A 26,063-nucleotide genomic window follows, 5' to 3' on the forward strand; every position below is an offset into this window, starting at 1 on the left:
CTCTGAGGACTTCGTCCTCCCGGTCCGTGCAGCTCTGAGGAGCTCCCCGCAGGCGTGCAGCCGTGGGTAGGACCTGACCCGCCGCCCTGCGGCGCAGCCCGACACCGTCCCCTGAGGCGGTGCGGACCGACAGTGACATCGCACGACACAGATGGAGCATGACGTGCCGAACCGCACCCGTATCGACCTTCTCCCGATCCAGGAGGCCGTCGCGACCGCCTCCCCGAGCGCCTGGCGCGACGGGCTCGTGGTCTCCCGCGAACCCGACGCGATCACGGTCGCCCTGCTGGACGGGGGCGCGACCGTCCTGGCGACCAGGGCGGCGCCCGCGATCGGGGAGCCCGTCGCGGTGCACCTGGTCGCCGAGGTGGTGGCCCTGGGGGGCGCCTGGTACTCGGCGCGCCCCGTCGTCAGCTAGGCGTTCTGCATCTAGGCGCTCTGCATCGAGGACATCGCCGCCCGGCAGGCGTCGACCATCGCCGTGCACGCCGAGGCGCAGATCCGGCAGTGCTCGGACATGTCGGCGTGCATCGAGCACTCCGCTGCGCAGGCCTCGCCCATCGCCATGCACGCCGTCATCATCGAGGTCATCACGCCCATGTCGTAGCCGGCCGGGCGCATCATCATCCGCATCATCGTCATGGCGACGTCTGCGGTGCTCATACACATGGAGGCACATCGCCCCATACCCTCGCCGGCGTCCGCGTCGGCGCACATCGTGGCTGCCATCGAGGCCGCCGAGCACGCCTCGATGCAGTCCTGCATCATCGGCATCTGCATGCCGGTCGTCCCCGCCATCGGCATGGACTTCATCATGTCGGCCATCATGCTCATCGGTGATCGCCCTTCGTTGTCGTCTGCTGGACCCTGGCCCGATCGACGTTACGCCGGGCCTCACCCGCCACGCCATGGTCGACGCCCTGCCGACCAGAGCCGGGGCGTTCCGTGCGAGCCGGTGTGGTCGTAGGGTCCGACTCGGACGGGTCGCGACCGGGACGGGGGTCGGCATGCTCGGGGACCGGAACCCGACGGCTCGCGCGCTGACCGTTCTCGAGCTCATCCAGGGCAGCCCCGGCATCACCGCCGACCGCCTCGCGGAGGGGCTCGGTGTCTCGGAGCGGGCCGCCCGGCGCTACGTGGCAACTCTGCGCGAGGCCGACATCCCCATCGTGTCGGTGCGTGGGCCGTACGGCGGCTACCGCGTCGGCCGCGGCCTGCGACCGCCGCCGCTGGTCTTCACGGCCGCCGAGGCGCTGGCGCTCGTCATGGCGGCGCTCGACGGCCATCACGACGCCGACGACCCGAGCGCCCCGGTGGGCAGTGCCCTGGGCAAGATCGTCCGGTCGCTCCCTGCCTCGGTGGCGGAGCCCGTGCGAGCGGTGCGGGAAGGCGCGGACCCGGTGCCCGACGGGAACGCTCCGCGGCCGGACCCGGCGACGACGGCCGCGCTCGTCCAGGCCTGCGCGTCGCACCGGAGCGTGCGGCTGGCGTACCGGTCGGAGAACGGGAACGCCTGGGACACCGTGGCCGACCCGTGGGCCGTCGTCGTGCGGCACGGCCGCTGGTACCTGCTCTGCTACTCGCACACTGCCGTCGCGCGCCGCGACTACCGCGTGGATCGGGTGGGCGCCGTCGAGGAGCTGGCCGAGACCTTCACGCCCCCCGCGGACCTCGACCCGGTCGCGGAGATCGAGGCGCACCTGGCACAGGGATGGGAGTTCGACGTCGTCGTCGACGTCCACGCCCCGGCGCACCGCGCTTGTGCGTGGCTGCCCCGAGACCTGGGGCGGCTCGAGCCGCTGGACGGCTCGTCGTGCAGGCTCGTCGGGACGACGAGCAACCCCTACCGGATCGCCGAGCGACTCGCCGCGGTGCCGGTGCCGATCCGGATTCTCGGAGGCCCGGAGCTGCGCGCGACCGTGCGCTCGCTCGGACGCCGCATGCTGGCGGCGACCGAGGACCATGAGCCCTGAGCCTCAGGCGTCGCGGATCCAGGTGAGTTGCGCACCGATCGCGGGCCGCCAGCCGGGGGGCGGGTCCTCACCGACGCGGCCGTCGACGTCCTCACGGATCAGGTCGGCGTGACCGGCGTGGCGGCCGTACTCCTGGATGAGGTCGAGCAGCAGGCGACGCAGGCTCACGTGGTTCCCGGCGTCGTCCCCGTCCTCGACGAGCTGGTCCAGCCCGCCGTCGGCGAGCGCTGACTCCAGACGGTCGCGTGAGCGGGCGACGGCGTCGTCCCACGTGGCGTACAGCTGCACCGGCGGATCGTCCCCGGCGGACAGCAGCTTGCTGTGGTTCTCGCCCCAGGTCTCGGGCTTCCACATGGGTCCGGGGTGCCGGCCGGCGAGCTTCCAGGTGAAGGTGGTGTCCTCCACCGCGGCGAGGTGCTTGAGGAGGCCGCCCAGCGTGAGGGTCGAGGAGCCGACGCGGTGGGCCAGGCCGGCGCTGTCGAGGCCGTCCGCCTTCCAGCGGAAGGTGGTGCGCAGCAGGTCGAGGGAGCCGACGAGGTGCTCGAGCTCGGATGCTGCCAGCGGGGTGTACCAGGGTTCGGTCGTCGTCACGGGAACGACCGTAGAGACGGTTCCGGACGGAACGCGTCCGGTTCAGCCGATCGCGGCGAGGTGGCCCACGGGTGCCCGACGGCTGTGGCCGGGGGAGACGCCGACCTCCCGCTTGTACGCCCGGCTGAACGATGCCTCCGAGTCGTACCCGAGCTCGGCGGCTACCTCGCGCACCGTCGCACGTCCGTAGCCGAGCCGGTCGGCCGCGACGTGCATCCGGACGCGCGTGACGTACTGCATCGCCGGCTCGCCGACGATGTCCGTGAACCGTGCGGAGAACGCGGACCGGGACATCGCCGCCTCGTGCGCCATGGTCGCGACGGTCCACGGTCGGCCAGGCTCGCGGTGCACGGCGGTGATCGCGGCACCGAGCTGCGGGTCGCGCATCGCGCCGAGCCAGCCGGTGGTGACCTGCTGGGCATCCAGCCAGGTGCGGATCGACTGGATCACGAGGATGTCGGCCAGCCGGGTGGTGATGGCCGCGCCCCCGGGTCGGGCGTGGGTCAGCTCCTCGGTCGTGAGGGCGAGCATGGCCGCCATCCACGTCCCGCCCTGCCGACTGTCGACGTGCACGACCGAGGGCAGCAGCTCCAGCAGGAGCCGGGACGCGGACCCGTCGACGGAGAGCACGCCGCAGATCAGCTCCACCCGGGCGCCGATGCCCCGGTGGCGCAGGACGGTGTAGTTCGGGCTGAGGAACTCCTGCGGCAGCTCGTCGACCCGGCCCAGCGACGGCACCCCCGGGGCGCTGCGCAGCAGGTGGCCTCGTCCGTGCGGGACGAGCGCGAGGTCTCCCGGGACCAGCCGCACGGGCGGCGAGCCCTCGACCTCGACCCAGGCCTCACCGACCGTCACCACGTGGAAGCTGACGCAGTCGCCGAACGCGGGCATCTCGACCGCCCACGGGCCGTCCGCCTCGGTGCGGCTGTAGAAGACGCCGGTGACGCGCAGGTGGTGCAAGGCCTCGCCGACGGGGTCGATCGGGGTCCAGGGCAGGTCGACGACACTCTGCGACATGAGTCCTCCCTGGATGATCTGCCATGAAATGTCGACGACTCATCATAGACCGTCCAGATCGCGACTGGTGGGGTGGAACCACAAGCTCCACATCGCATCGAAGGAGACAGATCATGAAGGTTCTCGTCGTCGGAGCGACGGGCGGCTCCGGCCGTGCCGCCGTCACCGAGCTGGTCAGCCGTGGGCACGACGTCACCGCGCTCTCGCGGCACGCGTCGTCGCTGCCCGGGGTCCGAGGGATCGACGGAGACGCCACCGACGCGGCCACGGTCGACCGGCTCGTCCAGGGCCAGGACGCCGTCGTCGTGACGCTCGGCATCAGCGAGAGCGCGGTCCGGGTGCGCCTGCGCGGGCCGTCGGGCACGCCGCTCGACATCCGGTCGCGCGGCACCCGGACGGTGCTGGCGGCCATGCGCCGGCACGGGGTGCGCAAGGTGGTGGTGCAGACGTCCTACGGCGTCGGGCCCACGAGCGAGACCCTCCCGCTGGCCAATCGCCTGATCTTCGCGCTGCTGCTGCGCCCGCAGATCGCGGACACCGAGCGCCAGGGCACCGAGCTGCGTGCGAGCGGGCTCGACTGGGTCGAGGTCCAGCCGGTCACCCTCACCGACGAGCCGTGGGCGGGTCTGCCGACGACGTCGACCGACGGCTCGATCGACGGCACGCGCGTCTCCCGCGCGCAGGTCGGCTGGTTCCTCGCGCAGGCGGTCGAGGACCCGTCGCTGACGCGGCAGACCGTCTCTGTGTCCGCCGGGGCGGCGGTCCCGGTCACAGTCTGAGCGAGTGGGCCTCGCCGGCGCGCAGGTCGACCGGCTGGGTGGTGCCGTCGTGGCGGAGCAGGACGGTCGTGTCCCGGTCCGCCACGAGGTGCGCCGCGGTGAGCGTGTGCGCGTCCCACGCGACGTCGACCGTGACCCCGCCGCGCGCCCGCAGCCCCCGCACGGACCCGGACGGCCAGGACGCCGGGAGGGTGGGCAGCAGGTGGATCTCGCGCAGCGGGCCGACCGTGCGGTGCGACTGGAGCAGGAGCTCGGCCACGCCCGCGGTGAAGCCCAGGTTGCCGTCCACCTGGAACGGGGGATGGGCACAGAACAGGTTGGGGTAGACGCCGGCGCCCTGGGGTCCGGCCGGGCGCAGGAACGCGTCGATCATGGCGGTCGCGCCCTCGGGGTCGCGCAGGCGCGCGCGCAGGTTCAGGCGCCAGGCGAGGGACCAGCCGGTGGAGTCGGGGCCGCGCGCGTCGAGCGTGGCCAGGGCGGCACGAGCGAGGTCCGGTGCCTGGTCGGGGTCGATCGACGTGCCCGGGTGGACGCGGAACAGGTGGCTCTGGTGGCGGTGCTCCGGCTCGGCCTCGATGACGTCCTCGCGCCACTCCGCGAGCCGGCCGTCCGGCGCCACGCGTTCCGCGGGCAGACGCTCGAGCGCCCGCGCCGCCTCGACGAGCAGGTCCGACGGTCCGCCGAGCCGCACGACGTTCTCCAGCAGGTCACGGGCCAGGGCCAGGTCCGCGGTGGTCGACGTCGTCACCGACGCGGGTAGTCCGTCCGGTGCGACGAACGTGTTCTCCGGCGACGTCGCCGGGCGGGTGCCGAGCGTGCCGTCGGGGAGCTCGACAAACCAGTCGAGGACGAACCGCGCGGCGCCGAGCAGGACGGACCTGTCGGGCTCGTCGCCGGTGAAGTCGTGGTGGTCCACCAGGTGCCGGGCGAGCCAGGCACCGCCGAACGGCCAGAACGCCCAGGACGGGTCGCTGGTGCCGTCGCCCACCGGTTCCGCGAATGCCCACGCGTCCGAGTTGTGGTGCGCGGTCCAGCCACGCAGCCTGTACACCTCGGTCGCGGTGCGGGCGCCCGACGCGGCGAGCTCACCGATCCAGCGCAGCAGCGGCTCGTGACACTCCGCGAGGTTGGTGCTCAGGGCGGGCCAGTAGTTCATCTCGGTGTTGATGTTGAGCGTGTAGTCGCACGACCACGGCGGCTGCACGGCGTCGTTCCAGATCCCCTGGAGGGTCATCGGCAGGGTTCCCGGGCGTGAGCCGGCGACCATCAGGTACCGCCCGTACTGGAACGCGAGCGCGGCCAGGCCGGGGTCGGGCTCGCCCGAGGCGTTCCGGCGCAACCGCTCGTCCGTGGGCAGCCCGGTTGCCGCCGTCGGCCCGAGATCGAGAGCGACCCGGCCGACCAGGTCGGCATGGTCGGCGACGTGCTCGTCGCGCAGGATCTCCGCTCCGCGCGCCGCGGCGGTCGCTGCCGTGGCCGCCGCCTGGGCGCGCAGCGCGGCCGCGTCGCCGTGCATAGGAGCGGTGGCACCGGCGTAGTCGGTCGCGGTCGCGAGGACGAGGGTCGCCCAGGTCGCGTCGCGCAGCCGGAGGCCGTCCGGGCCGGCGTCCACGACACCGTCCGTGACCACCTCGAGCGCCACGGCCGCCGTGATGCTGGTCCCGGGACGGCGGTCCCGGACCACCTGCGCACCGGCGACGTAGTCGGGCGGAGCGTCCGACGGCAGGCGCAGCGTGGCCGACCAGCGGGAGCCCTCCCCGGTCGGCTCGTCGAGCGGGTGCTCCGACGTGACCCGGACACCCCACGGTCCACCGGTCCACGTGCGGTGCACGACGAGCACGGACGCGGGCCGGCTGACGAACGCCTCCTGCGCGCCGGACGCCCAGGACTGCCCCGCGACGCCCTCGTCGAGCCGGAGCCAGCGGGTGTACTCGTCCACCGAGCGGACGTCCCGCTGCTCCAGCCAGAGGTCGACCAGCGGCTGGTACGCCTGCACGAAGCCGCCCTGCAGCCGCTGCACCTGCCGCTCCGCGTCGCGCACGTCCGCCCGCTCGAGCGCGTCACGGGCCGCGGCCAGCGCGGCGGGTCCGTCGGGCGCGGAGGAGGAGCGTGGTGCTCCCGACCAGCACGTGTCGTCGTTGAGCTGCAGCCGTTCGAGGCCGACACCGCCGAAGACCATCGCGCCCAGCCGGCCGTTGCCGAGCGGGAGGGCGTCCGTCCAGAGGTCCGCCGGGGCGTCGTAGCGCAGGGTGGTCTCGGTCGTCACGGGTCTCCAGAGCCGCCGGAAGGACCGCCGCCGAGGTGGCGACGGTCCTTCCAGGAGCGTAGATCAGGGCGTCGTGATGACCGGCTGAGCAGGCATCGTGAACGGCGTGCCCAGGAAGAACCCGGTGTGCGGCGGCTGGTTGTAGGCCGTGTTCTGCCACGCGATCGCGACCCGGTACGTCTTGTCGTGCAGCAGGGTCCACACCCGCGTCGTCGTGACGGTCGGTGTCGCGTAGATGCGCAGCGCAGACTCGTCGGTCTTCGCCCAGATGACCTCTTCGCGCCAGTCGCCGAACAGGTCGCCGGAGAGCACCGGGGTGGACTTGGTGCCGTTGTTCGACCGCACGTCGGCGCCGGTCAGCAGACGGGTGTCGCCGCCGGTCCCGTACTTGTCGATGCGCGTCCCGTCGAGCAGCTCGCGCGACGTGTCCCCGTCCCAGTACGCCAGGAAGTTGGTGCTGCTGGGCTTGCGGCCGATGGTCTGACCGGACGTGTTGCGCATCTGGGAGTCCGACGACGACCACGACTCGGCACCGGGGCTGCCCGACCAGATGTCGGCGGACACCCCTCGACCGTTGTCGCCGGCGGCCGGGGTGCTCCACAGGATCTGGCCCGTGCGCGCGTCGGCCATCCAGGAGTCCGGCTGCGTCGAGCTCTCCGTGACCTTGTAGTACTCGAGGCCGGGACGGCTCGGGATCAGGTCGCCCACGTGCCCGGCGTCACCGTGACCGGTGCGGTTGTTCCACAGTCCTCGGCCGTCGTCGTCGATGGCGGCGGCGCCGTAGAGGATCTCCTGCTTGCCGTCCCCGTCGACGTCCGCGACCGACAGCGAGTGGTTGCCCTGCCCGGCGTACGTGCTGTTGCCGGTGGTGGAGCTGTTCGAGTCGAACGTCCACCGCCGGGTCAGCTGGCCGTTGCGGTAGTCCCAGGCCACGACGACGGCGCGGGTGTAGTAGCCGCGGGCCATGATGATCGACGGCCGCTGCCCGTCCAGGTACGCGGTCCCGGCCAGGAACCGGTCGACGCGGTTGCCGTAGCTGTCACCCCAGCTGGAGACCGTGCCGCGCGCCGGGACGTAGTTCGTGGTCGCCCCGATCGCGCCGGTCTGACCCGTGAACACCGTGAAGTACTCGGGCCCGGCCAGGATGTAGCCGGAGGAGTTGCGGTAGTCGGCGTTGGCGTCGCCGATGACCTGCCCGGTGCCGGAGCGTGTGCCGTCCGCGGTCTTCATCGCGACCTCGGCCTTGCCGTCCCCGTCGTAGTCGTAGACCTGGAACTGTGTGTAGTGCGCACCGGCCCGGATGTTGCGGCCCAGGTCGATCCGCCACAGGCGGGTGCCGTTCAGCTTGTACGCGTCGATGTACACGTTGCCCGTCACACCGGACTGCGAGTTGTCCTTCGCGTTGGTCGGGTCCCACTTCAGGACGACCTCGAGCTGGCCGTCACCGTCCAGGTCGCCGACGCTGCCGTCGTTGGCCACGTAGTCGCCGCTGGGCTTCTGGATGGGGACGTCGAGGTAGCCGTTGCCGAACGTCAGCGAGGTGCCTGACGCCGCCTGCTCGGAGCCGTTGACGACGGCACGGACCGTGTAGGTTGCGCTCGCGGACGCGCCGGGGTCGAGGTAGTTGGTCGAGTCGGTGATCGGGCCGGCGATCTTGGTGCCGCCGCGGTAGACGTTGAACCCAGTGCCGGCTGCCTCCGTCCCGAGCAGCCGCCACTGGACCAGGTTGTTGCTGCCCGAGCGCACGCTGATCAGGCCGCGGTCGAGCTCCTCCGCCTGCCACGCCCCGGCAGCCGGGGTGGTGCTGGTCGGCGGCGGGGTCGCTGTCGGGGTGGCCGTCGCCGTGGCCGTGGGGGTGGCGGTCGGCGTGCTCGTGGCGGAGCTGGTCGGGGTCGCCGTGGGGCTGGTCGTCGGCGTCGTCGTGCCACCGGTGCACGCGGTGCCGTTGAGCGCGAAGCTCGTCGGCACCGGGTTGCTGCTCGACCACGTGCCGTTGAACCCGAAGGACGTGCTCGCGCCCGATGTGATCCCGCCGTTGTAGGAGACGTTCGTGGCGGTCACCTGGGAGCCGCTCTGCGACGTCGTCGCGTTCCACGACTGGATGACGGTCTGCCCGCCACCGAACGACCACGTGAGCGTCCAGCCGGTGACGGCGTCCCCGAGGTTGGTGATCTTCACGTCCGCCCCGAAACCGGCGCCCCACTGGTTGGTGACCGTGTAGTCGACGCGGCACCCTGCCGCGGCGGTCGCGGGCTGGGCGACGGCGACGCCGATGCCGGTGGCCAGGGTGGCTGCCATCAGCCACGGGATCGTTCGGCGGGGATGGGACATGGCGTGCCTCCAGCAATGTGGCGGCCGACGTCGGCGTCGGTCGGGCTCGGAACGAGCCCGGAGCGACGCTAGAGGCGCAGCCGGTGCGCGCACCACGAGTGAAACATTTCAGATGGACAACGCTTACCGCGGTGATTCGCCCGCCACCAGCTGCGCTGCGTGACCTTCGACGACGAGCCCCTCGGAGAAGACGAGGACCTCGTCGACCAGCCCACCAGCCTGGTTGCGGTACGTGAGGACGAGCACGCCCACCCCGGCGTACACGCGCTCCACGGTGAAGTGCAGGTCGGGCATCAGCCGCAGCCCTTCCGTCCAGTACGCACGCAGGGCGTCCTTGCCGCGGACCACCCCGCCGCTCGCCGGCACCACCCGGGCCGCCGTGGGGGACGTGAACACCACGTCGTCGTGGAAGTGCGCCAGGACGGCGTCGACGTCGTGGGCGTTCCACGCCGCGACCCAGGCGGCGCTGAAGGCGAGGGGTTCGGGCAGGCTCATCCCGGCAGTGTGGCACCGGGATTCGCCCGGTCCCCGGATGCGGGTGCCACCACGTGCGCCTACCGTCGGATCCCATGCTGGAACATGTCCGCGAGGCGCTTCCGCACTCGTCCGAGCCGGACGAGCGCCCCCTCCTGGGCGGCCGCTACCGGCTCGACGAGGTCCTGGGGCGCGGCGGCATGGCCACCGTGCACCGGGCGCACGACCTGCTGCTCGAGCGCGACGTCGCCGTCAAGGTGTTCCCCGCGGTCCTCGACGGGACCGACGAGATCTTGCGCAACCGCGCCGAGATCCGGGTGCTGGCCACGCTCAGCCACCCGGGCCTGGTCACGTTGCACGACGCCGGGACCGTGCACGGCGACGACGGGTCCGAGCAGGTGTACCTCGTGATGGAGCTGGTCGAGGGACCGACGCTCGCGGAGCGGCTCCGGGACGGGCCGCTCGACGTGGAGCAGACCGCGCGAGTCGGTCGGGACGTCGCCGAGGCGCTCGCGACCGTGCACGAGCAGGACATCGTCCACCGCGACATCAAGCCCGCGAACATGCTGCTGACCAGCGCAGGGGCGCTCGACGCCACGCGCGGCGGAGCTGACCCCGCGGTCAAGCTCGCCGACTTCGGCATCGCACGGCTGGCGGGGGCCACCCGGCTGACGATGACCGGCATGACGCTCGGCACGATGAGCTACCTCAGCCCCGAGCAGGCCACCGGTAGCGAGCTGGGCCCGGCGAGCGACGTGTACGGGCTCGGCCTGGTGCTGCTGGAGTGCGTGACAGGGCGGCCCGCCTTCACCGGCACCATGGCGGAGGTGGCGACCGCGCGCCTGATCGCGGCGCCCGACGTGCCCGTCGACCTCGACCCCCGGCTCGGTGACCTGCTGTCGCGGATGACGCGGATGGCGCCGCACGAGCGGCCCGACGCAAGGGAGGTGGCGCGGGAGCTGTCGGCGATCCTGGCGGTCGCGTCGGGGGAGACCCTCGTGCTGCCCGCCGCGGAGAGCCCCACGGTGGCGAGCCCTTCCCTCGAGAGCCCCGACACACCGTCGCGTCCGCGTCGGTGGGCCCGGCCCGCGCTCGTCGGCGGTGCGGTCGTCCTGCTGCTCGGTGGCACGTTGCTGGTCGGACAGCTCGCGGCCGACGGTCAGACCCCGGCCGCCCCGCCGTCGTACCCGACCGTCGACGGTCCGCTGGGCGAGTCCCTCACGCAGCTGCAAGAGAGCGTCGAACCATGAGCCGCCCGGTCAGGTGGACCGCCGTCGTGCTCGGCGTCGCGCTGGTGTGCGCGGGTTGCGGCAGCGCGCCCGAGCTGGCAGTCGACCGTGCGCAGTCGCTCCAGACGTCGGTGCTCGGCGTCACCCAGGCCGCCAGCGAGGCGCAGTGGGCGGACGCCCAGTCCCTCCTGGTAGCGACGCGGGTGGCGCTCGACGACGGTGTGGACGCGCGCGAGGTCTCGGCGGAGCGGTACCGCGAGATCGACGCCGCTCTCGACCGGGTGGCGGCCGAGCTGGCGGCGTCGCAGGCCGCCGCTGACCAGGCCGCGGCCGAGCAGGCGGCAGCGGAGCAGGCGGCGGCGCAGGCAGCGGCGGCGCAGGCTGCGGCGGAACGGGCTGCGGCGGAACAGGCGGCGGCGGAGCAGGTCGCACCCGCCGGACCCGCGAAGGCTCCACCGGCCAAGGGCGAGGGCAAGGGCGAGGGCAAGGGCAAGGGGGACAAGTAGGCCGCCCGCTCAGGGTCAGGTCCGGGCGATCACCGATGCGGGCGGGAGGTCCGCAGGAGCATCCTGGGGGAGTCCGGCCGCTCGGGTCGGGGCGAGAGGAGCACGACCATGGGCAGGATCCACGACGGCATGGCTCGACAGGGGCTGGTCCGGCCGGTCGACGGCCGTCTGCTGGGCGGCGTGTGCGCCGGACTCGGTCGGCGGTTCGGCATCGCGCCCGTCACCGCACGGGTCCTGTTCGTCCTCGTCCTGTTCGTCCTGCCCGGCAGCCAGCTGCTGATCTATCCACTGCTGTGGCTGCTCATGCCGACCGAGCACCGGGCGTCGACCCCGACGGGCGCGGTCCCCGGTCGGTACTGAGTCCCGGCATCCGCACGAGTGCCACGACGGACGGCTCGGTGGCAGGCTGGGCGGCATGACGGCACGGTGGCCGACGTTCGCGCCGGCGCTCGACCGCGCGACGCACCACGCGCGCGAGTGGCTGATGTCCCTGGCCGAGCGGCCGGTGCATCCGAGCGCCCGTCCCGACGAGCTGGCGGCGGTCCTGGGCGGACCGCTCCTCGACGGACCGACCGCGCCCGAGACGGTCGTCGACGAGCTCGCCACCGGGATCGAGCCCGGGCTGGTGGGGATGCCGTCCGGCCGGTTCTTCGGCTGGGTCATCGGAGGCACGCACCCTGCCGCGCTCGCGGCGGACTGGCTGACGGGAGCATGGGACCAGAACGCGGCGATGCGCCACTCGATGCCGGGCGTCGTGGCGGTGGAGGACGCGGCGGCCGCGTGGGCGCTCGACCTGCTCGGTCTCCCTCCCGGCGCTGACGTCGGGTTCGTCACCGGCGCCACCATGGCCAACTTCACCGGGCTCGCGGCGGCCCGGCAGCACGTCCTCACCGAAGCGGGCTGGGACGTCACCCGCGACGGGCTCGCGGGCGGCCCGCGCGTGCGGGTGCTCGTCGGGGCGGAGCGACACGAGACCCTCGACCTCGCACTGCGCTACCTCGGGCTCGGGACGCCGACGGCGGTCGCTGCCGACGACCAGGGCCGGCTCGTCGTCGACGACCTCCAGCGCGCGCTGGCCGAGGGAAAAGCACCGACGATCGTCTGCCTCCAGGCGGGCAACCTGCACTCGGGCGCGTTCGATCCGCTGGCGGACGCCATCGAGCTCGCGCACCGCCACGGCGCATGGGTCCACATCGACGGTGCCTTCGGTCTGTGGGCGGCGGCGTCGCCACGGTTGCGGCACCTGGTCGCCGGACTTGAGCGCGCCGACTCGTGGGCCACCGACGCCCACAAGACCCTGAACGTGCCGTACGACTGCGGACTGGCGATCGTCTCGCGTCCCGAGCCGCTGCGCCGTGCGTTCGGCATGCGTGCTGAGTACTTCGCGACCTTCAGCGGGCCGGGTGACCCGTTGGAGAAGGTGCCCGAGCTGTCCCGACGCGCTCGCGGCGTCCCGGTGTGGGCGGTCCTGCGGTCACTGGGTCGCAGCGGGGTCGAGGACCTCGTGGACGGCCTGGTCGCGAACGCCCGGGCGATCGCCGACGGGATCGCCACGATCGACGGCGCCGAGATCGTCAACGACGTCGTGTTCACCCAGGTGTGCGTCGCGTTCGGCTCCGACGAGCGCACCCGTGCGGTCACCGCCCGCGTGCTTGCCGACGGGGTGACCTGGATGTCGGGGTCCCGGTGGCAGGGCCGTGACGTGCTGCGGGTGTCGGTCAGCAACTGGTCGACGGACGCCGAGGACGTCGCACGCTCGGTCGACGCCGTCCGGCGGGCGGCGTCGACCGACTGACGACGTGTGAGGCCAGGTCAGCGCGGCTGGTGCTGGTCCGGGTCGACGGGCGGCGCGACCGGCCCCGTCGGCGGGTCGAACGGGAAGCCGGGACCGGCCACCAGCGGCTGCACCGTCGCCGGTCCGCGCCACCGCCGGGTCCAGCGCACCGCGGCCACGACGAGCGCCGCGATGGCGCCGCCGAAGGCGAGCCAGGGGAGGAGCACCCCGAGGACGATGGCGATCCCCGAGGCGACCGCGACGACGGAGCTCCAGCCCGTCGCGAGTCCCTCGACGAACGACTGGGGGCCGGTCGGCGGCTCGACGGGCGCCGGCGGGGCGACGTAGGGCGGCAGGTCCGGGCCGACGATCGCGACGTGGATCGTGGACAGCGACACCTGCTCGGCGATCGCGGCGCGCTGCGACCGCAGCTGCTCCAGGCCGGCCTCGCGCTCGGTGAGGGCGTTCTCCGCGACGACGATCTCGTCGTGCGTCGTCGCGGTGGCCAGCAGGTTGGTCATGCGGTCGACGGAGAGCTCCATCGCGTGGATGCGGGCGTCCAGGTCCTGCGCGGCCCCGGTCACGTCCTTCTTGGTCAGGTTCACCGACTCCACCTCACCGAGCTCGCGCAGGGCGACCAGCGTCGGGGACACCGCGGCTGCGGGGAGCCGGATGGTCAGGGTGGCGGTGCCGATCTCTGTGTCGGTGGCGGCCTTCTCGGCCCGGTCGTCGACGCGGCCGGCGGCGTCCTCGGTGAGCCGCACGATGGCGTCGGCGGCGACCCGCGGGTTCTCCACCGCCATCGCGACGTCCCCGGTCTGGATGACCTGACGGTTCGCGTCGACGGTGCTGGCCGCGGGTGCGACGGAGCCGTCCGCGTCCTGCGCGACGCCTGTGCCTGCGTCGGTGCCGCCCTCGTCGGCGCCGACGGCACCCTGGTCGGTGCCGCTCTCGTACTGGTCGGTGGCTGCGTCGCCACCGTCGGCGCCGGCACTGCAGCCGCCGAGGCCGGCGGCGAGGGCGATGACGCCGGCGACCACCAGGCGGGTGGTCCGGGCGCGGACGGTCGGGGCGGGGTGGCGCGTCGTCGGCTTCATGGCCGTGACCGTAGGGCTGCGGGGGATGCTGCGGGTTGCCTGTGACTCAACTGTGACGGCATCGGCGTGGGCGGGACCGAATCGTGACCGTGCCGTCACCGGACCGCGTTCGCGCTGCTCAGAGGGCGTACGCCGTCGAGGTCCAGAGGTGGACGGACGCGTAGGCGCGCAGCGGGCGCCACCGTTCGGCCAGCCGGGTGACGTCCGCCGCGGACCCCGCACCGAGGGCCCGGCGCAGCACGAGGTCCCCGACGGGCATCGCGTCGCGGTCGCCGAGCACGCGCAGCGCGAGGTAGTCGGCGGTCCACGGACCGATCCCGGGGAGGGCGAGGAGATCCCTGCGGACGTCCGGTGAACCGGGGGCGCCGAGGACCAGACCGTCGGCACAGGCGCGCGCGAGGGCGTGCAGGGTCCGGGCGCGGGAGTGGGTGATCCGAACGACGCTCTGCAGCTCCACCGGGTCGACCGCCGCGAGCCGGTCCGGTGTCGGGTACATGGTCAGGCCGCCCGGTCCGGGGCTGCCGTAGGCGGCGGCCAGCCGACCCCCGAACGTCCGGGCCGCGGCGAGCGACACCTGCTGGCCGAGCACGGTCGTCACGGCGGCCTCGAAGCCGTCGGGGTGACCCAAGATCCGCAGCCGAGGGCGGGCCCGGACGAGCGGCCCGAGGACGGCGTCTTCTCCGAAGGCGCCGAGCACCGTGTCGAGATCGTCGGCGAGGCCGAACCACGAGGAGGCCAGCGCCTCGAGCTCTGCCTCCGACCCGGCCGTGGAGCGCACCGAGATCCGGTCCGGACCGAGCGTCGCCTCCACGAGCGCCGGTCCGGCGCCGAGCCGCACGATCCGACGCACGACGCCGGCGTCCACGGTCTCGACCCCGGGAACCGCGTGGGCGGCCAGCGAGGCGAGCGCCGGGACAGCATCGAACGGCCGGTGCAGGACGAGGGCGGTGGCGCGCACAGGTCCGACGGTAGCGGCGTCACCTGCTGGACGCTTTACCAAGTCAATGTATTCACATGGAAAGGATGCGCCCAGCGCGTGGCAGTGCTAGAAAGGTTCCAGCTGATCGTTCCGGGAGCCCGGGCCGACCAGCCGGTCGCAAGATGGGCCATGCTGCCGAGGGTCACGGCGAGAGCCGGACCGCCCGTGAGGGTTCAGGGAGCGCGCCAAGCCTCGTGCCGGCGAGACGCCTCTCCGTGGCGCCCCGTCCCCGAGAACAGGGGACGGGGCGCACCTGCGTCCGGGCACTGCCTACGCTGAGGACGTGCCCCCTCACCAGCTGCCCGGCGCCGTCGACGAGACCGCGGCGGGCGGAGTCCAGGGCTTCGTCGTCCCGACGGTCTCTCTCCTGGCCGCCATCGTCGTCGCCTACCTCACCGCGACGCTCCTCGCCGTCCTGGTCCGGCGGCTCGCGCGCCGCTCGGCGGTCGCGGCGGACCTCACGCGGCGCTCGCGCAAGCCCATGCGGGCTGTCCTGCTCGTCGTCGCGGTCTGGATCGCGCTGCGCCTGAGCACCGACCCGGCGGACTGGACGCGGACCGCCGAGCACGTCCTGCTGATCGCCCTCATCGTCACCGTGGCCTGGCTGATCGGCAGCCTCGCGTTCGTGCTCGAGGACGCCGCCGTGCAGCGGTACCGGATCGACGTCGCCGACAACCGGCACGCCCGCCGCGTCCGCACGCAGGTCCAGGTGCTGCGGCGCATCACGGTCGCGGTCCTCGTGCTCTGCGCGATCGCGGCGATCCTGCTGACGTTCCCGTCGGCCCGGGCGCTCGGCGCGAGCCTGCTGGCGTCCGCAGGCCTCATCTCGATCGTCGCCGGGCTGGCGGCGCAGAGCTCTCTGGCGAACGTGTTCGCCGGGGTCCAGCTGGCCTTCACCGACGCGATCCGGGTGGACGACGTGGTCGTCGTGGACGACCAGTGGGGACGCATCGAGGAGATCACGCTCACGTACGTCGTCGTGCACATCTGGGACGACCGCCGACTGATCCTGCCGTCCACCTACTTCACGACGACGCCGTTCGAGAACTGGACCCGCCGCGCGGCCGACCTGCTGGGCACCGTCGAGCTCGACGTCGACTGGGAGGTCCCGGTCGAGGCGATGCGCACGGAGCTGACACGGCTGCTCCAGAACACCGACCTGTGGGACCGCCGCGTCGGCATCCTCCAGGTCACGGACGCGGTCGGCGGCATGGTCCGCATCCGCGCGCTGGCCAGCGCCGTCGACGCTCCCACCCTGTTCGACCTGCGCTGCTACGTGCGCGAGGAGCTGGTGGGCTGGCTCCAGCGGGAGGCGCCGCAGAGCCTGCCCAAGACCCGGTGGGAGGGCAGCATGCCCACGCTCACGCCGCCGTCGGGGCGCCGTGCCGCCCCTCCGGACTCCCCGACGTCAGTCCTGCCGGTGCCGCGTGCGTGGTCCCCGGACGACACGCACGTCCTGCCCGCCAGCGGGCAGGACGCCCGCCTCTTCACCGGGAGCATCGACGCCCTGGAACGGTCCCGGCACTTCTCCGGGCCCGGGCAGGACGTCATCGACGAGCGTGAGCAGGCCGCGGACGAGCACGGCGAGGGGCAGCGGCCCTGATCCAGCCGGTCACGCCGGAGCTGCTTCGTGGACCGGCTCGTGCAGCTCGTCGCCACCCGTGACGGGAGGGTGCGCGTCATCGTCGACGGCGCACCGTCGACGCGGCCCGACGCCCTCGCCGACGCTCTCGTCGACCCGTTGCGGGCGCTCGGTCGGCCTGTGGTCAGGGTGCACGCCCACGACTTCCTGCGCCCTGCCTCCGTGCGGTTCGAGCACGGGCGGCACGATCCCGACGCCTACCTGGAGGACCGGCTGGACGCGGGTGCGCTCGCGCGTGAGGTGCTCGACCCGTTCGCCGCGCAGGGCCGCTTCCTGCCGACGTTGTGGGACGCCGCCGCCGACCGGTCGACCCGGGCAGGGTTCGTGGACGCACCGCAGCGAGCCGTCCTGGTGCTCGACGGGAGCCTCCTGCTCGGACGGTGGCTGGACGCCGAGCTCACCGTGCACCTGACGGTCCGGCCGGCGACCCTCACGCGCCGGACACCGGCGGAGGACCGCTGGACGCTCCCGGCGTTCTCGCGCTACGACGAGGAGACGGAGCCGACGCAGCTGGCTGACGCCGTCGTCCACGTGGACGACCCCCGCCACCCCGCCCTGGACGTCCGCGGGTGAGCCGGTGATGACACCCATGGCGGGTTCGATTGTGATCGTCTGGTCGGCGCCGTCACGTCGTGACGGCCGCCGTGACCCGGTCCGCCAGGCGGTGCATGGCGTCGGCCAGCTCGGGTGGTCCGACCACACGGAGGGGCACGCCGAACATCGCGAACCTCGAGGCGACGCCGTCCCAGGACCAGGCGCTCAGGACGGCGCGGCAGCGGTCGTCGCCGAGAGGCTCGACGAGGGCGTCCCGGCCGGCCCACCGAGCGACCTCGGACGCAGCCATGTCCACATCGGCCTCGCCGCGGCAGGGCCACGGGTCGACGCTGCTGAACTGCGCGGCGACGTAGGCGGCGACGTCGGTCGCGGGCAGCGGGCGCGGTGCGAACCGCGGACCTGACCCGGTCTTCGGGGTCATCCGGTCGACGCGGTAGGTGCGCCAGTCTTCGCGGTCGAGGTCGTAGCCGACCAGGTACCAGCGGCCACCCCAGGTGACCAGGTGGTGGGCCTCGGCACGCCGGGGGAGCCGGGTGTCGCTGCCGCCCTCGTAGTCGAACCGGAGCACCTCGCGTGCACGCACAGCCGTGCCCACCGTCAGCAGCACCTGCTGGTCGACCTGCGGGCGGTTGCCGCCGCGCGTGACGGCGGTGACCTGGAGCGCGTCGGCTGCGGCGCGCAGCCGGGCGGGCATGACCTGGCGGAGCGTCGCGAGCGCCCGCACGGCGGCCTCGTCGACCCCGGCCACGCCGGTGGACGCGGTCTGCAGGGCGACGACGAGGGCGACCGCCTGCTCGTCGTCGAGCAGGAGCGGCGGCATCTGGGTGCCGGCGTCGAGCCGGTACCCGCCGTCGGGTCCCTTGCTCGCGTGCACGGGGTAGCCGAGCTCGCGCAGGCGGTCGACGTCGCGGCGGACGGTCCGCGGGCTCACGCCGAGCCGGTCCGCGAGCGCCTCGCCCGGCCAGTCGCGGCGAGCCTGCAGCAGCGACAGGAGTGCCAGGAGGCGCGACGACGGCGTGGACATGTGCTCAGCATGCCACGAAGTAGCGGACAGGAACTGACCGCTATACCCGAGAGGCTTGCGCTGTACCCACTCGACGAGGGAGAGCCATGATCCAGACCCGAGGACTCACCAAGGACTTCGTGGTGAGCAGTACCGAGACCGTGCACGCCGTGCGGGGGATCGACCTCGACATCGCCCCCGGCGAGCTCGTCGCGGTGCTCGGCCCGAACGGCGCCGGCAAGTCGACCACGATGCGCATGCTGACCACCCTGATCCGACCGACGTCCGGCACCGCGACGGTCGCCGGCGTCGACGTCGTCGCGGAACCGGCCACCGTGCGTCGGCACATCGGCTACGTCGGGCAGGGCAACGGAGCCGGGCACCAGCAGCGCGCGGCCGACGAGCTGACGATGCAGGGCCAGGTCTACGGGCTGGACAGGACGGCGGCACGGCTGCGCACGGCCGAGCTGCTGGACGCGCTCGACCTGGCCGCGCTGGCCAAGCGCAAGGTGTCGGACCTGTCCGGCGGCCAACGGCGGCGGCTCGACGTCGCGCTGGGCCTCGTGCACGCGCCACGCCTGCTGTTCCTGGACGAGCCGACCACCGGGCTCGACCCGCACAACCGGGCCAACCTCTGGGAGCACATCTCCCGGCTGCGCGCCGAGCACGAGATGACGATCGTGCTCACCACGCACTACCTCGACGAGGCCGACACGATGGCCGAGCGTGTCGTGGTGGTCGACCACGGGCAGGTCATCGCCGACGACACCGCGGACGGGCTCAAGCGCACGCTCGCCGGCGACAGGGTGGTGCTCACGGTCGCGGTGGGCGGGACGGCGGCGCGGGTGGCGTCGATCGTCGAGGCTCTGCCCGGTGCCCGGGACGTGACCGTCGCAGGCGACCGGGTGGAGGCGCGGGTGCCCGACGCCGGAGCGGCCGTGCCCGCGCTGGTCCTCGCCGCGTCCGGCGCCGGAGCGCCCTTGCTCGAGGCGCTCGCCGTGCGACCCACGCTCGACGACGTCTTCCTGGCCCTCACCGGCCGCAGCCTGCGCGACGAGGGATCGCGCGCCACCGATTCAGCCACCGAGGAGGCCGCAGCATGAGCACCGCCACCGTCGACGCCCCGACCCGCACGCTGACCCCCGTCCGCCGGTCCTGGATCTCGGACGTCCGCCTCGTCATGACCCGCGAGCTGCGGCCCGTGGCCCGGGAGCCGTTCTCCGTCGTGTTCGGACTGATCCAGCCGCTCGTGTTCCTCGGCCTGTTCGGACCGTTGCTGGTCGGCTCGGTCGGGGAGTCCGGGGGCCTGAGCTCCGCGGACGTGTGGCAGTGGTTCGTCCCGTCGATCCTGGTGATGACGACCCTCTTCGGCACGTCCACCACCGGGTCCAACCTCCAGTTCGAGATGCAGACCGGGGCGCACGAGCGCCTGCTGGTGACGCCTCTGTCGCGGTCGTCGCAGCTGGTCGGGCGCTCGCTGAAGGAGATGGTGCCGCTGGTCGCGCAGGCGATCATCCTCGTCCTGGTGATGCTGCCGTTCGGCTTCCGGGTCGACCCCGTCGGGGCACCGATCGGCCTGGCGATGCTCGCGGTGCTGGGTGTCGGGCTGGGGTCGCTGAGCTACGCGCTGGCGATCGCGGTCCGCAAGCAGGAGTGGATGTTCTGGGTCGTGCAGCAGACCGTGCTGTTCCCCCTGCTGATCCTGTCCGGGATGCTCCTGCCGCTGGAGACCGGGCCGCAGTGGATGAAGGTCGCCTCGGCGTTCGACCCGCTGCGGTGGGTGGTCGAGGCCGAGCGAGCGCTGTTCGCCGGCGACCTGACCAGCAGCGCCGTGGCGGCGGGCTGGCTCGCGGCGATCCTCACCGCCGTCGTCGGGCTGACCGTCGGGGTGCGGACCCTGCTGCGCAGCACCGACTGAGCTCGCACCTCACATCGCCCGTCCGGGGCGCGTCTTCTCCTCGAGGGCGCGCGACGGGCGGGCGATGTCAGTGGGTGGGGGAATGATGACGACCATGACCGTCCAGGATCTCGGGCTTCTCGAGGACGTGCGTGTGGTGCACACGGTGGTTCCGTCGCCGCTCGGCCCCATCACGCTGGTCGCCCACGACGGAGCGCTGTCCGCGCTGCTCCTCCCGAGCTCGAAGTACGAGGCCGTGCAGGGACCGTTCGGGGAGCGTGCCGACGACGAGTTCGACGAGGTGCAGACGCAGCTCGACGAGTACTTCGCCGGGACACGCACCGAGTTCGACCTCCCGCTGCACCTCGTCGGGACCGCGTTCCAGGTCCGCGTGTGGGAGGGGCTGCAGCGCATCCCGTTCGGGCAGACGCGGTCCTACGGCGATCTCGCCGCGGAGATCGGGCTCGATCCGCGGACGTCGTCACGGGCCGTCGGGGCAGCCAACGGGCGCAACCGGATCGCGATCGTCGTGCCGTGCCACCGGGTGATCGGGGCGGACGGGTCGCTGACCGGGTTCGCCGCCGGGCTCGACCGCAAGCGTTTCCTGCTCGGGCACGAGGCGAAGGGCCGGCCGCGCGAGCACCTGCTGTTCTGACCCCGGGCGGTGACGCGGTGCTCTGTGCGCAGGCGTCACGTGGCCCGGTGCAGGTCCGGGCGCTGCGAGGGTCGACCGGGCAGCTCAGGGGAGAGCCGCCGGAAGCCCTCGCGCAGCCGGACCGCGCCGGGCTCGACCGCGATCACGTCCTGCCAGCGCACCAGGAACGTCCCACGGTGGCGCCACCGGAGCCACCGCGCCAGCAGGGCAGGGGAGCGCACCTCGGTCCGCTCGTAGCCCAGGAAGGACGTGCCGGTCCGTGGGCTGACCAGCAGCTCGTGCAAGCGCGGTGCGGCCAGCGTCCCGTCCGGCGGACCGTCGAGCACGAACCGGACGTCCACCACGAAGCCCAGCGGCTCGTCGGCGGGTCCGCGCACCGGGGCGTCGAGCAGGTCACCCAGGATCATGGCGACCTCCCGGCAGCCGTCCGATCACGTGGTCCCGGACCCAGCGCTCGGTCCAGGTCACGTGACCGCCGCGCTGGTCCCGTCGTCGCCCAGGAGCTCCGTGGCCAGCGTGGCGGTGCCGACCGCCGACGAGGCCTGCTCGAGCGGGGCGGTGAGCGCCCGCGCCTCGTCGACGGTCGTGGCGGGCGAGCCGACGGCGCACCCGGCCGCAACCGCGACCGCGGCCACACCGGCGACACGCCCCAGCAGCACGCGTATGACCCGCATGGACGCATCGTGGCTCGCCGCACGCGCGGGCGCGCGTCGACAGGGATGCGGGGAGCGCCAACTGGTGCGAGCGTGGGCGTCGTGGACGGGGAGCGCGCATGAGGGTCGTCGTGGTCGGTGCCAGCGGCAACGTGGGCACGGCCCTGCTGCGGCGGTTCGTCGACGACGGCACCGTGACCTCGGTGGTGGGCGTGGCGCGCCGGGCGCCGCGCAGCACCCCACCGGCTCCGTACGGCGTGGCGACGTGGGTGGCGTGCGACATCGCCGACGCGGGCGCGGGAGAGACGCTGGCGGCCGCGTTCGCCGGTGCCGACGCGGTCGTCCAGCTGGCGTGGGCGATCCAGCCCAGCCACGACCGCCGCCGGCTGCACGACGTGAACGTCGCGGGGACCCGCCGGGTGCTCGACGCGGCCCGGCGGGCGGGAGTGCCGCACGTGGTCGTCGCCTCCAGCGTCGGTGCGTACTCGCCCGCGCCCGACGACGTGCCGCGAGGTGAGGGCTGGGCGACGGACGGCGTGCGGTCGTCGTCGTACAGCGTCGACAAGGCTTCCGTGGAGCGGGTGCTCGACGAGGTCGAGGCCGCGTACCCCGACCTCGCGATCGCCCGGCTGCGGCCGTCGTTGGTGTTCCAGCGCGCCGCGGGGCACGAGATCTCGCGCTACTTCCTCGGCCCGTGGGTGCCGAAGCGGGCGCTCGGCGGGCACCTCTCGGCACTGCCGTGGCCGCAGGGTCTGCGCCTGCAGGTGGTGCATGCCGACGATGTCGCCTCGGCGTTCCGCGAGGCTGTGGTGCGTCGGGTGCGTGGTCCGTTCAACATCGCCGCCCCCGACGTGCTGCGGGGGCAGGATCTTGCCGACGTCGTGTCCCACGGGCGGCTGGTCGAGGTGCCGGTGGCGCAGGCCCGGGCAGCCGTCGCGGTCGGGTGGCACGCGCGCGCGGTGCCCGTGGGCCCGGGCTGGCTGGACATGGCACTGGCCGCGCCGCTCCTCGACACCTCGCGCGCGCGGCGCGAGCTCGACTGGCGGCCCACCCGGTCCGGTATCGACACCGTCCGAGAGCTTCTCGCGGGGATCGCGTCCGGCGCCGGGACGGCGAGCCCGCCGCTGCGGCCGCGCCGCCGCTGAGCCTGGCATCCTCGACGCATGACCGATCCCCTCGCCGAGCGGCACGTCTACGGCCGCCGCGACGCCCCGATCACCGTGCTCGAGTTCGGTGACCTCGAGTGCCCGTACTGCCGCGCGGCGGCCCCCGCGCTGCGGCAACTCGTCGACACCTCCGAGGGACGGGTCCGGCTGGTGTGGCGGCACTTCCCCCTCTTCGAGGTGCACCCGTACGCACTGTCCGCGGCGCTCGCAGCGGAGGCGGCCGGCGTCGAGGGCAGGTTCTGGGAGATGCACGACGAGCTGATGAGCCATCAGGACCGGCTGGCCGAGCCGGACCTGCGTCGGGCGGCCGAGGCGCTCGGTCTCGATCCGGCCGCGGTCGCGGGCGACGACGCCCAGGTCCATGCCCCTGCCGTCTCTGCCGACTACGCGGCGGGCATCGAGGCGGGTGTGCGGGGCACCCCCACCGTCTTCGTCGACGGGACGAGGTTCCACGGGAAAGTGACGCTGGAGCGGCTGCGCGAGGCCGTCGGGGCGATCGCGTGAGGACGGCGCTGGTCACCGGTGCCGGGCGGGGGATCGGGCGCGGCATCGCCCTCGGCCTGGCGCGCGCGGGGTACGCGGTCGGCCTCGTGGGTCGGACGCGCGCACACCTGGACGCCGTGGCCGAGGAGATCAGCGGTGACGTGTGCGTCGCTGCCGCCGACCTGGTCGATGCCACCGCGGTGCTCGACGCCGTGGCGCGCGTCGAGGAGGAGCTCGGCGGGATCGGGCTCCTGGTGAACAACGCCGGGGTCATCGAGCGTGCGGAGCTGCCGTTCGTCGAGGACGACGTCGAGGACTCGTGGCGGGTGATCGAGGCGAACGTGCGCGGGCCGCTGCTGGTCACGCACGCGGTGCTGCCGGGGATGCTCGCGCGCGGCGACGGCCGGGTGCTGAACATGAACTCCGGCGCCGGTCACCGGGCGATGACCGCCTACACCGGCTACGCGATCAGCAAGGGCGCGCTCGGCCGCTTCACCACGCAGCTGCACGCGCAGTACCACGACCAGGGAGTCCGGGTGCTCGACCTGGCCCCCGGGCACGTCGAGACGGCGATGACCACCTCGATGGCGATGCATGAGGGCCGGACCGAGTGGACGCCGGTCGAGGCCGTCGCCGAGCTGGTCCGGGCGTTCGGCGACGGGGAGCTGGACGCGCTCTCGGGCAGGTTCGTGCGCGCGGGGACGGACACGGTCTCGTCGCTGCTCGAAGCCCTGCCGCAGATCCTCGCCACCGACGCACGCACCCTGCGCCTCGGCGCGTACGGCGACGCGGACCCGGTCGCGTGATGGAGCAGGGTCGTGGCGTCATGACGGTCGGTGCGGTGCCGACCCCGGGAAGCACCGAGGCCGCCGCGGCCCCGACCGACACCGCCCCGCCGCCCCCGGAGCCGACGGCCGCGACCACCGACCAGCCCACCACGCCCTCGCCCACACCGACCCCGGAGCCGACGGCGACCCCGACGTCCCCCGCGGAGCCGGTGGTGACCCCGACCGAGGAGCCCTCGGCCACACCCTCGCCGGCCCCCGTACCGACCGAGACGGTCGTGGTGGAGGTGCCGTGGACCCAGGAACCCGCGGTCACCGGCTCGACGATCCCGCTCGGCGCGATCATCACGGCCCTGCTCGTCCTCGTGGTCGCGACCACCGCCCTGGTCGTGCTGTTCCGGCGCAACCGCGGGCCCCGGACGGGGGTGGTCGCGCCCGCCCTCCTCGACGACCCCGCGCCGCCGACGGCACCGGTCGCCATGGTCCGCCCGGCCGGCTCGGTCGGCTCGGTCGGCGACAGCGCCGTCGCGATCCCCGAGGCGCCCGACGAGACCGTCGCCACCATCCGGTTCCTCATGGTGCTCGGCCAGGCGATGATCGACTCGAGCGCTCCGGTGGTCCAGGTGACGCGCACCCTCGAGCGGGTCGCGGCCATCAACGGCGCCTCGGACGTCGAGGTGATCGCGCTGCCCACGGCGCTGCTCGTCTCCGTGCCCGGGGGCACGACGACCCAGACGGCCGCCTCGTCGGCGGGCTTCCGACAGCTGCGGCTGCACCAGGTGCAGGACGTGCTCGACGTCGCCGACGCCGCCGAGTCCGGGAGGGTCGGCCCGCTCGAGGGCGCCGAGCAGATCGAGACCGCCGTCAGTGCACCACCGCTGTACGACGCGCGGGTGCGCATCCTCGGGTACGTCGGCGTCTCCACGGGCCTGGCGATGATCCTTGGCGGCAGCCTCGTCGACGTCCTGGTCGCAGCCCTGCTCGGCGTGGGGATCGCGTGCCTGCAGGTGGCCACCGTCCGCCTGCCGGCCGCGTACCAGGCACTCGTGGTGCTGAGCTGCGCGTTCGCCGTGTCGGTCGCGGTGTTCCTCCTGTCCCGCACCGGGATCGGGATCGGGACGCTCGCGCCACTGGTCGCGCCGCTGGTGACCTTCCTGCCCGGCGCCCTGCTCACGACGGCCGCGATCGACCTGGCCACCCGGCAGATGATCGCGGGATCCGCGCGGCTCGCCGCCGGGGTCATGCAGCTCGTGCTCCTGGCGCTCGGGATCACGGGAGCCGCGGCGCTCGTGGGCGTCCCCGCGACCGAGATCGGCTCCACCGCCTCCCAGCTGCTCGGCTGGGCGGGTCCGTGGATCGGTGTCCTCGTGTTCGGCACGGGTGTGGTGTTCCACCACTGTGCTCGCCGGCCCGCGCTGCCGTGGATCCTGCTCGTGCTGGTCGTCGCCTACGCCGGTCAGGTGGTGGGCGGGCTGTTCTTCGGCGGGGTGTTCTCGGCGTTCATCGGCGCGCTCCTCATGACCCCCGTGGCGATGCTCGCGGCGACCCGACCGACCGGTCCGCCCGCGCTCGTCGGGTTCCTGCCCGGGTTCTGGCTGCTGGTGCCCGGGGCGCTCGGGCTGGTCGGGGTCACGTCGATGCTGGGGGACAAGGCGGCGGCGCTCACCACCGTCGTCAACGCCGGGACGACCATGGTCGCGATCTCGCTCGGGGTGCTCGCGGGCATCGCGCTCGGCTCCGCGATCGCGCGGCGGGCGGGGGTTGCGATCGGCCGGGTCTGAGCCCTGCCCGCCGATCCCCCGGGCGAGGCCGGTCAGGGCCTCGCCCGAGGACGCGCGCTCAGGCGTGCACGACGGAACCGTCCGCGGTGATCTCGTCCGCGTCGGCGTCGTCGAACCAGCGGCCCTGCTCGCCGAGGTAGCGGAACCTGACGGTCTCGCCCACGGGCACGGTCACGGACGTGCTCGCCGTCCCGTTGGAGCGGTGGCGCAGCGGGTGCAGCCCGGGGGTCCAGCCGTTGAACGTGCCGACCACGCTGACCGGCCCGTCGAGCGCGGTCGTCGGCAGGAAGAACGTCAGCGTGCAGGTGGCGGAGGCGGCGGAGCGGGACTTCTTGAGCACGGGCAGGGCCACGCTTTCACTCGGTGACGGAGACGAGGCGTATTGTCGCGCACTCATGTTCCGGCCGGACTACGGCAGGGTGATCAC

28 protein-coding genes are annotated in these 26,063 nt (G+C 73.5%); 16 read left to right on the forward strand and 12 right to left on the reverse strand.

Going from position 1 to position 26,063, the window contains the following annotated elements; genetic code table 11:
• Positions 1-163: 163 nt before the first annotated feature.
• Positions 164-418 carry a nuclease gene (locus ASG23_RS10115; RefSeq protein ID WP_235520994.1) on the forward strand — a complete coding sequence of 85 codons (255 nt, stop codon included), beginning with the start codon at positions 164-166 and terminating at the stop codon, positions 416-418.
• Positions 419-429: 11 nt separating this feature from the next.
• Here the strand turns inward: ASG23_RS10115 and ASG23_RS10120 are convergent, their stop codons facing one another.
• Complete coding sequence (locus tag ASG23_RS10120) at positions 430-825, reverse strand: aldehyde dehydrogenase (RefSeq protein WP_235520996.1); 396 nt, start codon at positions 823-825, stop codon at positions 430-432.
• A 182-nt stretch (positions 826-1,007) separates the two neighbouring features.
• Here ASG23_RS10120 and ASG23_RS10125 point away from each other — a divergent pair, with 182 nt between their 5' ends.
• Positions 1,008-1,973 (forward strand): helix-turn-helix transcriptional regulator, encoded by a 966-nt coding sequence (locus ASG23_RS10125; protein WP_056024575.1) that lies wholly within the window; start codon positions 1,008-1,010, stop codon positions 1,971-1,973.
• Positions 1,974-1,976: 3 nt separating this feature from the next.
• Here ASG23_RS10125 and ASG23_RS10130 read toward each other — a convergent pair whose 3' ends face one another.
• Positions 1,977-2,564, reverse strand: coding sequence for a mycothiol transferase (locus ASG23_RS10130; RefSeq protein WP_056023876.1), 588 nt, complete (start codon positions 2,562-2,564; stop codon positions 1,977-1,979).
• Positions 2,565-2,606: 42 nt separating this feature from the next.
• Positions 2,607-3,581, reverse strand: coding sequence for an AraC family transcriptional regulator (locus ASG23_RS10135; RefSeq protein WP_056023878.1), 975 nt, complete (start codon positions 3,579-3,581; stop codon positions 2,607-2,609).
• A gap of 113 nt (positions 3,582-3,694) precedes the next feature.
• Here ASG23_RS10135 and ASG23_RS10140 point away from each other — a divergent pair, with 113 nt between their 5' ends.
• Positions 3,695-4,360, forward strand: coding sequence for an NAD(P)-dependent oxidoreductase (locus tag ASG23_RS10140; RefSeq protein ID WP_056023881.1), 666 nt, complete (start codon positions 3,695-3,697; stop codon positions 4,358-4,360).
• On the opposite strand, the gene ASG23_RS10145 is transcribed toward ASG23_RS10140, so the two are convergent.
• The 3 genes from ASG23_RS10145 to ASG23_RS10155 all read right to left on the reverse strand — a co-directional run bounded on the left by ASG23_RS10145 (position 4,350) and on the right by ASG23_RS10155 (position 9,452).
• Positions 4,350-6,626, reverse strand: a complete 2,277-nt coding sequence (locus ASG23_RS10145) for a glycoside hydrolase family 95 protein (protein WP_056023884.1) — start codon at positions 6,624-6,626, stop codon at positions 4,350-4,352. The genes ASG23_RS10140 and ASG23_RS10145 overlap by 11 nt on opposite strands.
• Before the next feature lie 63 nt (positions 6,627-6,689).
• The gene (locus tag ASG23_RS10150) at positions 6,690-8,924 is read right to left on the reverse strand and encodes a rhamnogalacturonan lyase family protein (protein ID WP_235520998.1); all 2,235 of its coding nucleotides are present in this window, start codon (positions 8,922-8,924) and stop codon (positions 6,690-6,692) included.
• A gap of 156 nt (positions 8,925-9,080) precedes the next feature.
• On the reverse strand, positions 9,081-9,452 hold the full coding sequence (locus ASG23_RS10155; RefSeq protein ID WP_056023890.1) for a nuclear transport factor 2 family protein: 372 nt from the start codon (positions 9,450-9,452) through the stop codon (positions 9,081-9,083).
• Positions 9,453-9,526: 74 nt separating this feature from the next.
• Here ASG23_RS10155 and ASG23_RS10160 point away from each other — a divergent pair, with 74 nt between their 5' ends.
• The 4 genes from ASG23_RS10160 to ASG23_RS10175 all read left to right on the forward strand — a co-directional run bounded on the left by ASG23_RS10160 (position 9,527) and on the right by ASG23_RS10175 (position 12,961).
• Positions 9,527-10,681 (forward strand): serine/threonine-protein kinase, encoded by a 1,155-nt coding sequence (locus ASG23_RS10160; RefSeq protein ID WP_056023893.1) that lies wholly within the window; start codon positions 9,527-9,529, stop codon positions 10,679-10,681.
• A complete protein-coding gene (locus ASG23_RS10165) occupies positions 10,678-11,166 on the forward strand; it encodes a hypothetical protein (protein ID WP_056023896.1) in 489 nt (162 codons plus the stop codon). Before ASG23_RS10160 ends, ASG23_RS10165 begins: the two co-directional genes overlap by 4 nt.
• Before the next feature lie 108 nt (positions 11,167-11,274).
• Complete coding sequence (locus tag ASG23_RS10170) at positions 11,275-11,526, forward strand: PspC domain-containing protein (protein WP_056023899.1); 252 nt, start codon at positions 11,275-11,277, stop codon at positions 11,524-11,526.
• A 55-nt stretch (positions 11,527-11,581) separates the two neighbouring features.
• Positions 11,582-12,961 (forward strand): pyridoxal phosphate-dependent decarboxylase family protein, encoded by a 1,380-nt coding sequence (locus tag ASG23_RS10175; protein WP_056023902.1) that lies wholly within the window; start codon positions 11,582-11,584, stop codon positions 12,959-12,961.
• 17 nt (positions 12,962-12,978) lie between these two features.
• Here the strand turns inward: ASG23_RS10175 and ASG23_RS10180 are convergent, their stop codons facing one another.
• The gene (locus ASG23_RS10180) at positions 12,979-14,037 is read right to left on the reverse strand and encodes a DUF4349 domain-containing protein (protein ID WP_056023905.1); all 1,059 of its coding nucleotides are present in this window, start codon (positions 14,035-14,037) and stop codon (positions 12,979-12,981) included.
• Positions 14,038-14,155: 118 nt separating this feature from the next.
• Positions 14,156-14,995, reverse strand: a complete 840-nt coding sequence (locus ASG23_RS10185) for a DNA-3-methyladenine glycosylase family protein (protein WP_056023908.1) — start codon at positions 14,993-14,995, stop codon at positions 14,156-14,158.
• 304 nt (positions 14,996-15,299) lie between these two features.
• Between ASG23_RS10185 and ASG23_RS10190 the strand changes: the two genes are divergently transcribed.
• Positions 15,300-16,619 carry a mechanosensitive ion channel family protein gene (locus tag ASG23_RS10190; protein WP_157465610.1) on the forward strand — a complete coding sequence of 440 codons (1,320 nt, stop codon included), beginning with the start codon at positions 15,300-15,302 and terminating at the stop codon, positions 16,617-16,619.
• A 27-nt stretch (positions 16,620-16,646) separates the two neighbouring features.
• On the forward strand, positions 16,647-17,231 hold the full coding sequence (locus ASG23_RS10195) for a hypothetical protein (protein ID WP_056023912.1): 585 nt from the start codon (positions 16,647-16,649) through the stop codon (positions 17,229-17,231).
• 52 nt (positions 17,232-17,283) lie between these two features.
• Here ASG23_RS10195 and ASG23_RS10200 read toward each other — a convergent pair whose 3' ends face one another.
• Positions 17,284-18,237 (reverse strand): helix-turn-helix transcriptional regulator, encoded by a 954-nt coding sequence (locus tag ASG23_RS10200; RefSeq protein ID WP_056023914.1) that lies wholly within the window; start codon positions 18,235-18,237, stop codon positions 17,284-17,286.
• An 86-nt stretch (positions 18,238-18,323) separates the two neighbouring features.
• Between ASG23_RS10200 and ASG23_RS10205 the strand changes: the two genes are divergently transcribed.
• The 3 genes from ASG23_RS10205 to ASG23_RS10215 all read left to right on the forward strand — a co-directional run bounded on the left by ASG23_RS10205 (position 18,324) and on the right by ASG23_RS10215 (position 20,768).
• Positions 18,324-19,319: an ABC transporter ATP-binding protein gene (locus ASG23_RS10205; RefSeq protein ID WP_056023919.1), complete on the forward strand. Its 996-nt coding sequence runs from the start codon at positions 18,324-18,326 to the stop codon at positions 19,317-19,319.
• Positions 19,316-20,134, forward strand: a complete 819-nt coding sequence (locus ASG23_RS10210) for an ABC transporter permease (RefSeq protein ID WP_056023922.1) — start codon at positions 19,316-19,318, stop codon at positions 20,132-20,134. Before ASG23_RS10205 ends, ASG23_RS10210 begins: the two co-directional genes overlap by 4 nt.
• Positions 20,135-20,228: 94 nt before the next feature.
• Positions 20,229-20,768, forward strand: coding sequence for a methylated-DNA--[protein]-cysteine S-methyltransferase (locus ASG23_RS10215; RefSeq protein WP_056024581.1), 540 nt, complete (start codon positions 20,229-20,231; stop codon positions 20,766-20,768).
• Positions 20,769-20,803: 35 nt separating this feature from the next.
• On the opposite strand, the gene ASG23_RS10220 is transcribed toward ASG23_RS10215, so the two are convergent.
• Positions 20,804-21,175, reverse strand: a complete 372-nt coding sequence (locus ASG23_RS10220; protein WP_056023926.1) for a hypothetical protein — start codon at positions 21,173-21,175, stop codon at positions 20,804-20,806.
• 57 nt (positions 21,176-21,232) lie between these two features.
• Positions 21,233-21,442, reverse strand: a complete 210-nt coding sequence (locus ASG23_RS10225) for a hypothetical protein (RefSeq protein WP_056023929.1) — start codon at positions 21,440-21,442, stop codon at positions 21,233-21,235.
• Positions 21,443-21,540: 98 nt separating this feature from the next.
• Between ASG23_RS10225 and ASG23_RS10230 the strand changes: the two genes are divergently transcribed.
• Genes ASG23_RS10230 through ASG23_RS10245 form a run of 4 tightly spaced genes read left to right on the forward strand, consistent with a single transcriptional unit; the run spans position 21,541 to position 25,636 of the window.
• Entirely contained in the window at positions 21,541-22,566 is a 1,026-nt protein-coding gene (locus ASG23_RS10230) for an NAD-dependent epimerase/dehydratase family protein (protein ID WP_056023932.1), read from the forward strand.
• 18 nt (positions 22,567-22,584) lie between these two features.
• A complete protein-coding gene (locus ASG23_RS10235) occupies positions 22,585-23,091 on the forward strand; it encodes a DsbA family protein (RefSeq protein WP_056023935.1) in 507 nt (168 codons plus the stop codon).
• The gene (locus ASG23_RS10240; protein WP_056023938.1) at positions 23,088-23,876 is read left to right on the forward strand and encodes an SDR family NAD(P)-dependent oxidoreductase; all 789 of its coding nucleotides are present in this window, start codon (positions 23,088-23,090) and stop codon (positions 23,874-23,876) included. The genes ASG23_RS10235 and ASG23_RS10240 overlap by 4 nt, the downstream gene beginning before the upstream one ends.
• A complete protein-coding gene (locus ASG23_RS10245) occupies positions 23,876-25,636 on the forward strand; it encodes a threonine/serine ThrE exporter family protein (RefSeq protein ID WP_056023941.1) in 1,761 nt (586 codons plus the stop codon). The genes ASG23_RS10240 and ASG23_RS10245 overlap by 1 nt, the downstream gene beginning before the upstream one ends.
• Before the next feature lie 58 nt (positions 25,637-25,694).
• Here the strand turns inward: ASG23_RS10245 and ASG23_RS10250 are convergent, their stop codons facing one another.
• On the reverse strand, positions 25,695-25,988 hold the full coding sequence (locus ASG23_RS10250) for an isoamylase early set domain-containing protein (RefSeq protein ID WP_235521000.1): 294 nt from the start codon (positions 25,986-25,988) through the stop codon (positions 25,695-25,697).
• Between the last annotated feature and the right edge of the window lie 75 nt (positions 25,989-26,063).

This window comes from Cellulomonas sp. Leaf395 (genome assembly GCF_001424125.1).
Taxonomy (GTDB): Bacteria; Actinomycetota; Actinomycetes; order Actinomycetales; family Cellulomonadaceae; genus Cellulomonas.

What these genes read in the sequence shown, in the direction of transcription:
- ASG23_RS10120 (WP_235520996.1), bottom strand. Translation starts at nt 825, where the DNA reads ATGGCCGACATGATGAAGTCCATGCCGATGGCGGGGACGACCGGCATG.
- ASG23_RS10125 (WP_056024575.1), top strand. Translation starts at nt 1,008, where the DNA reads ATGCTCGGGGACCGGAACCCGACGGCTCGCGCGCTGACCGTTCTCGAG.
- ASG23_RS10135 (WP_056023878.1), bottom strand. Translation starts at nt 3,581, where the DNA reads ATGTCGCAGAGTGTCGTCGACCTGCCCTGGACCCCGATCGACCCCGTC.
- ASG23_RS10140 (WP_056023881.1), top strand. Translation starts at nt 3,695, where the DNA reads ATGAAGGTTCTCGTCGTCGGAGCGACGGGCGGCTCCGGCCGTGCCGCC.
- ASG23_RS10150 (WP_235520998.1), bottom strand. Translation starts at nt 8,924, where the DNA reads ATGGCAGCCACCCTGGCCACCGGCATCGGCGTCGCCGTCGCCCAGCCC.
- ASG23_RS10155 (WP_056023890.1), bottom strand. Translation starts at nt 9,452, where the DNA reads ATGAGCCTGCCCGAACCCCTCGCCTTCAGCGCCGCCTGGGTCGCGGCG.
- ASG23_RS10160 (WP_056023893.1), top strand. Translation starts at nt 9,527, where the DNA reads ATGCTGGAACATGTCCGCGAGGCGCTTCCGCACTCGTCCGAGCCGGAC.
- ASG23_RS10165 (WP_056023896.1), top strand. Translation starts at nt 10,678, where the DNA reads ATGAGCCGCCCGGTCAGGTGGACCGCCGTCGTGCTCGGCGTCGCGCTG.
- ASG23_RS10170 (WP_056023899.1), top strand. Translation starts at nt 11,275, where the DNA reads ATGGGCAGGATCCACGACGGCATGGCTCGACAGGGGCTGGTCCGGCCG.
- ASG23_RS10175 (WP_056023902.1), top strand. Translation starts at nt 11,582, where the DNA reads ATGACGGCACGGTGGCCGACGTTCGCGCCGGCGCTCGACCGCGCGACG.
- ASG23_RS10180 (WP_056023905.1), bottom strand. Translation starts at nt 14,037, where the DNA reads ATGAAGCCGACGACGCGCCACCCCGCCCCGACCGTCCGCGCCCGGACC.
- ASG23_RS10200 (WP_056023914.1), bottom strand. Translation starts at nt 18,237, where the DNA reads ATGTCCACGCCGTCGTCGCGCCTCCTGGCACTCCTGTCGCTGCTGCAG.
- ASG23_RS10205 (WP_056023919.1), top strand. Translation starts at nt 18,324, where the DNA reads ATGATCCAGACCCGAGGACTCACCAAGGACTTCGTGGTGAGCAGTACC.
- ASG23_RS10210 (WP_056023922.1), top strand. Translation starts at nt 19,316, where the DNA reads ATGAGCACCGCCACCGTCGACGCCCCGACCCGCACGCTGACCCCCGTC.
- ASG23_RS10215 (WP_056024581.1), top strand. Translation starts at nt 20,229, where the DNA reads ATGACCGTCCAGGATCTCGGGCTTCTCGAGGACGTGCGTGTGGTGCAC.
- ASG23_RS10220 (WP_056023926.1), bottom strand. Translation starts at nt 21,175, where the DNA reads ATGATCCTGGGTGACCTGCTCGACGCCCCGGTGCGCGGACCCGCCGAC.
- ASG23_RS10225 (WP_056023929.1), bottom strand. Translation starts at nt 21,442, where the DNA reads ATGCGGGTCATACGCGTGCTGCTGGGGCGTGTCGCCGGTGTGGCCGCG.
- ASG23_RS10230 (WP_056023932.1), top strand. Translation starts at nt 21,541, where the DNA reads ATGAGGGTCGTCGTGGTCGGTGCCAGCGGCAACGTGGGCACGGCCCTG.
- ASG23_RS10235 (WP_056023935.1), top strand. Translation starts at nt 22,585, where the DNA reads ATGACCGATCCCCTCGCCGAGCGGCACGTCTACGGCCGCCGCGACGCC.
- ASG23_RS10245 (WP_056023941.1), top strand. Translation starts at nt 23,876, where the DNA reads ATGGAGCAGGGTCGTGGCGTCATGACGGTCGGTGCGGTGCCGACCCCG.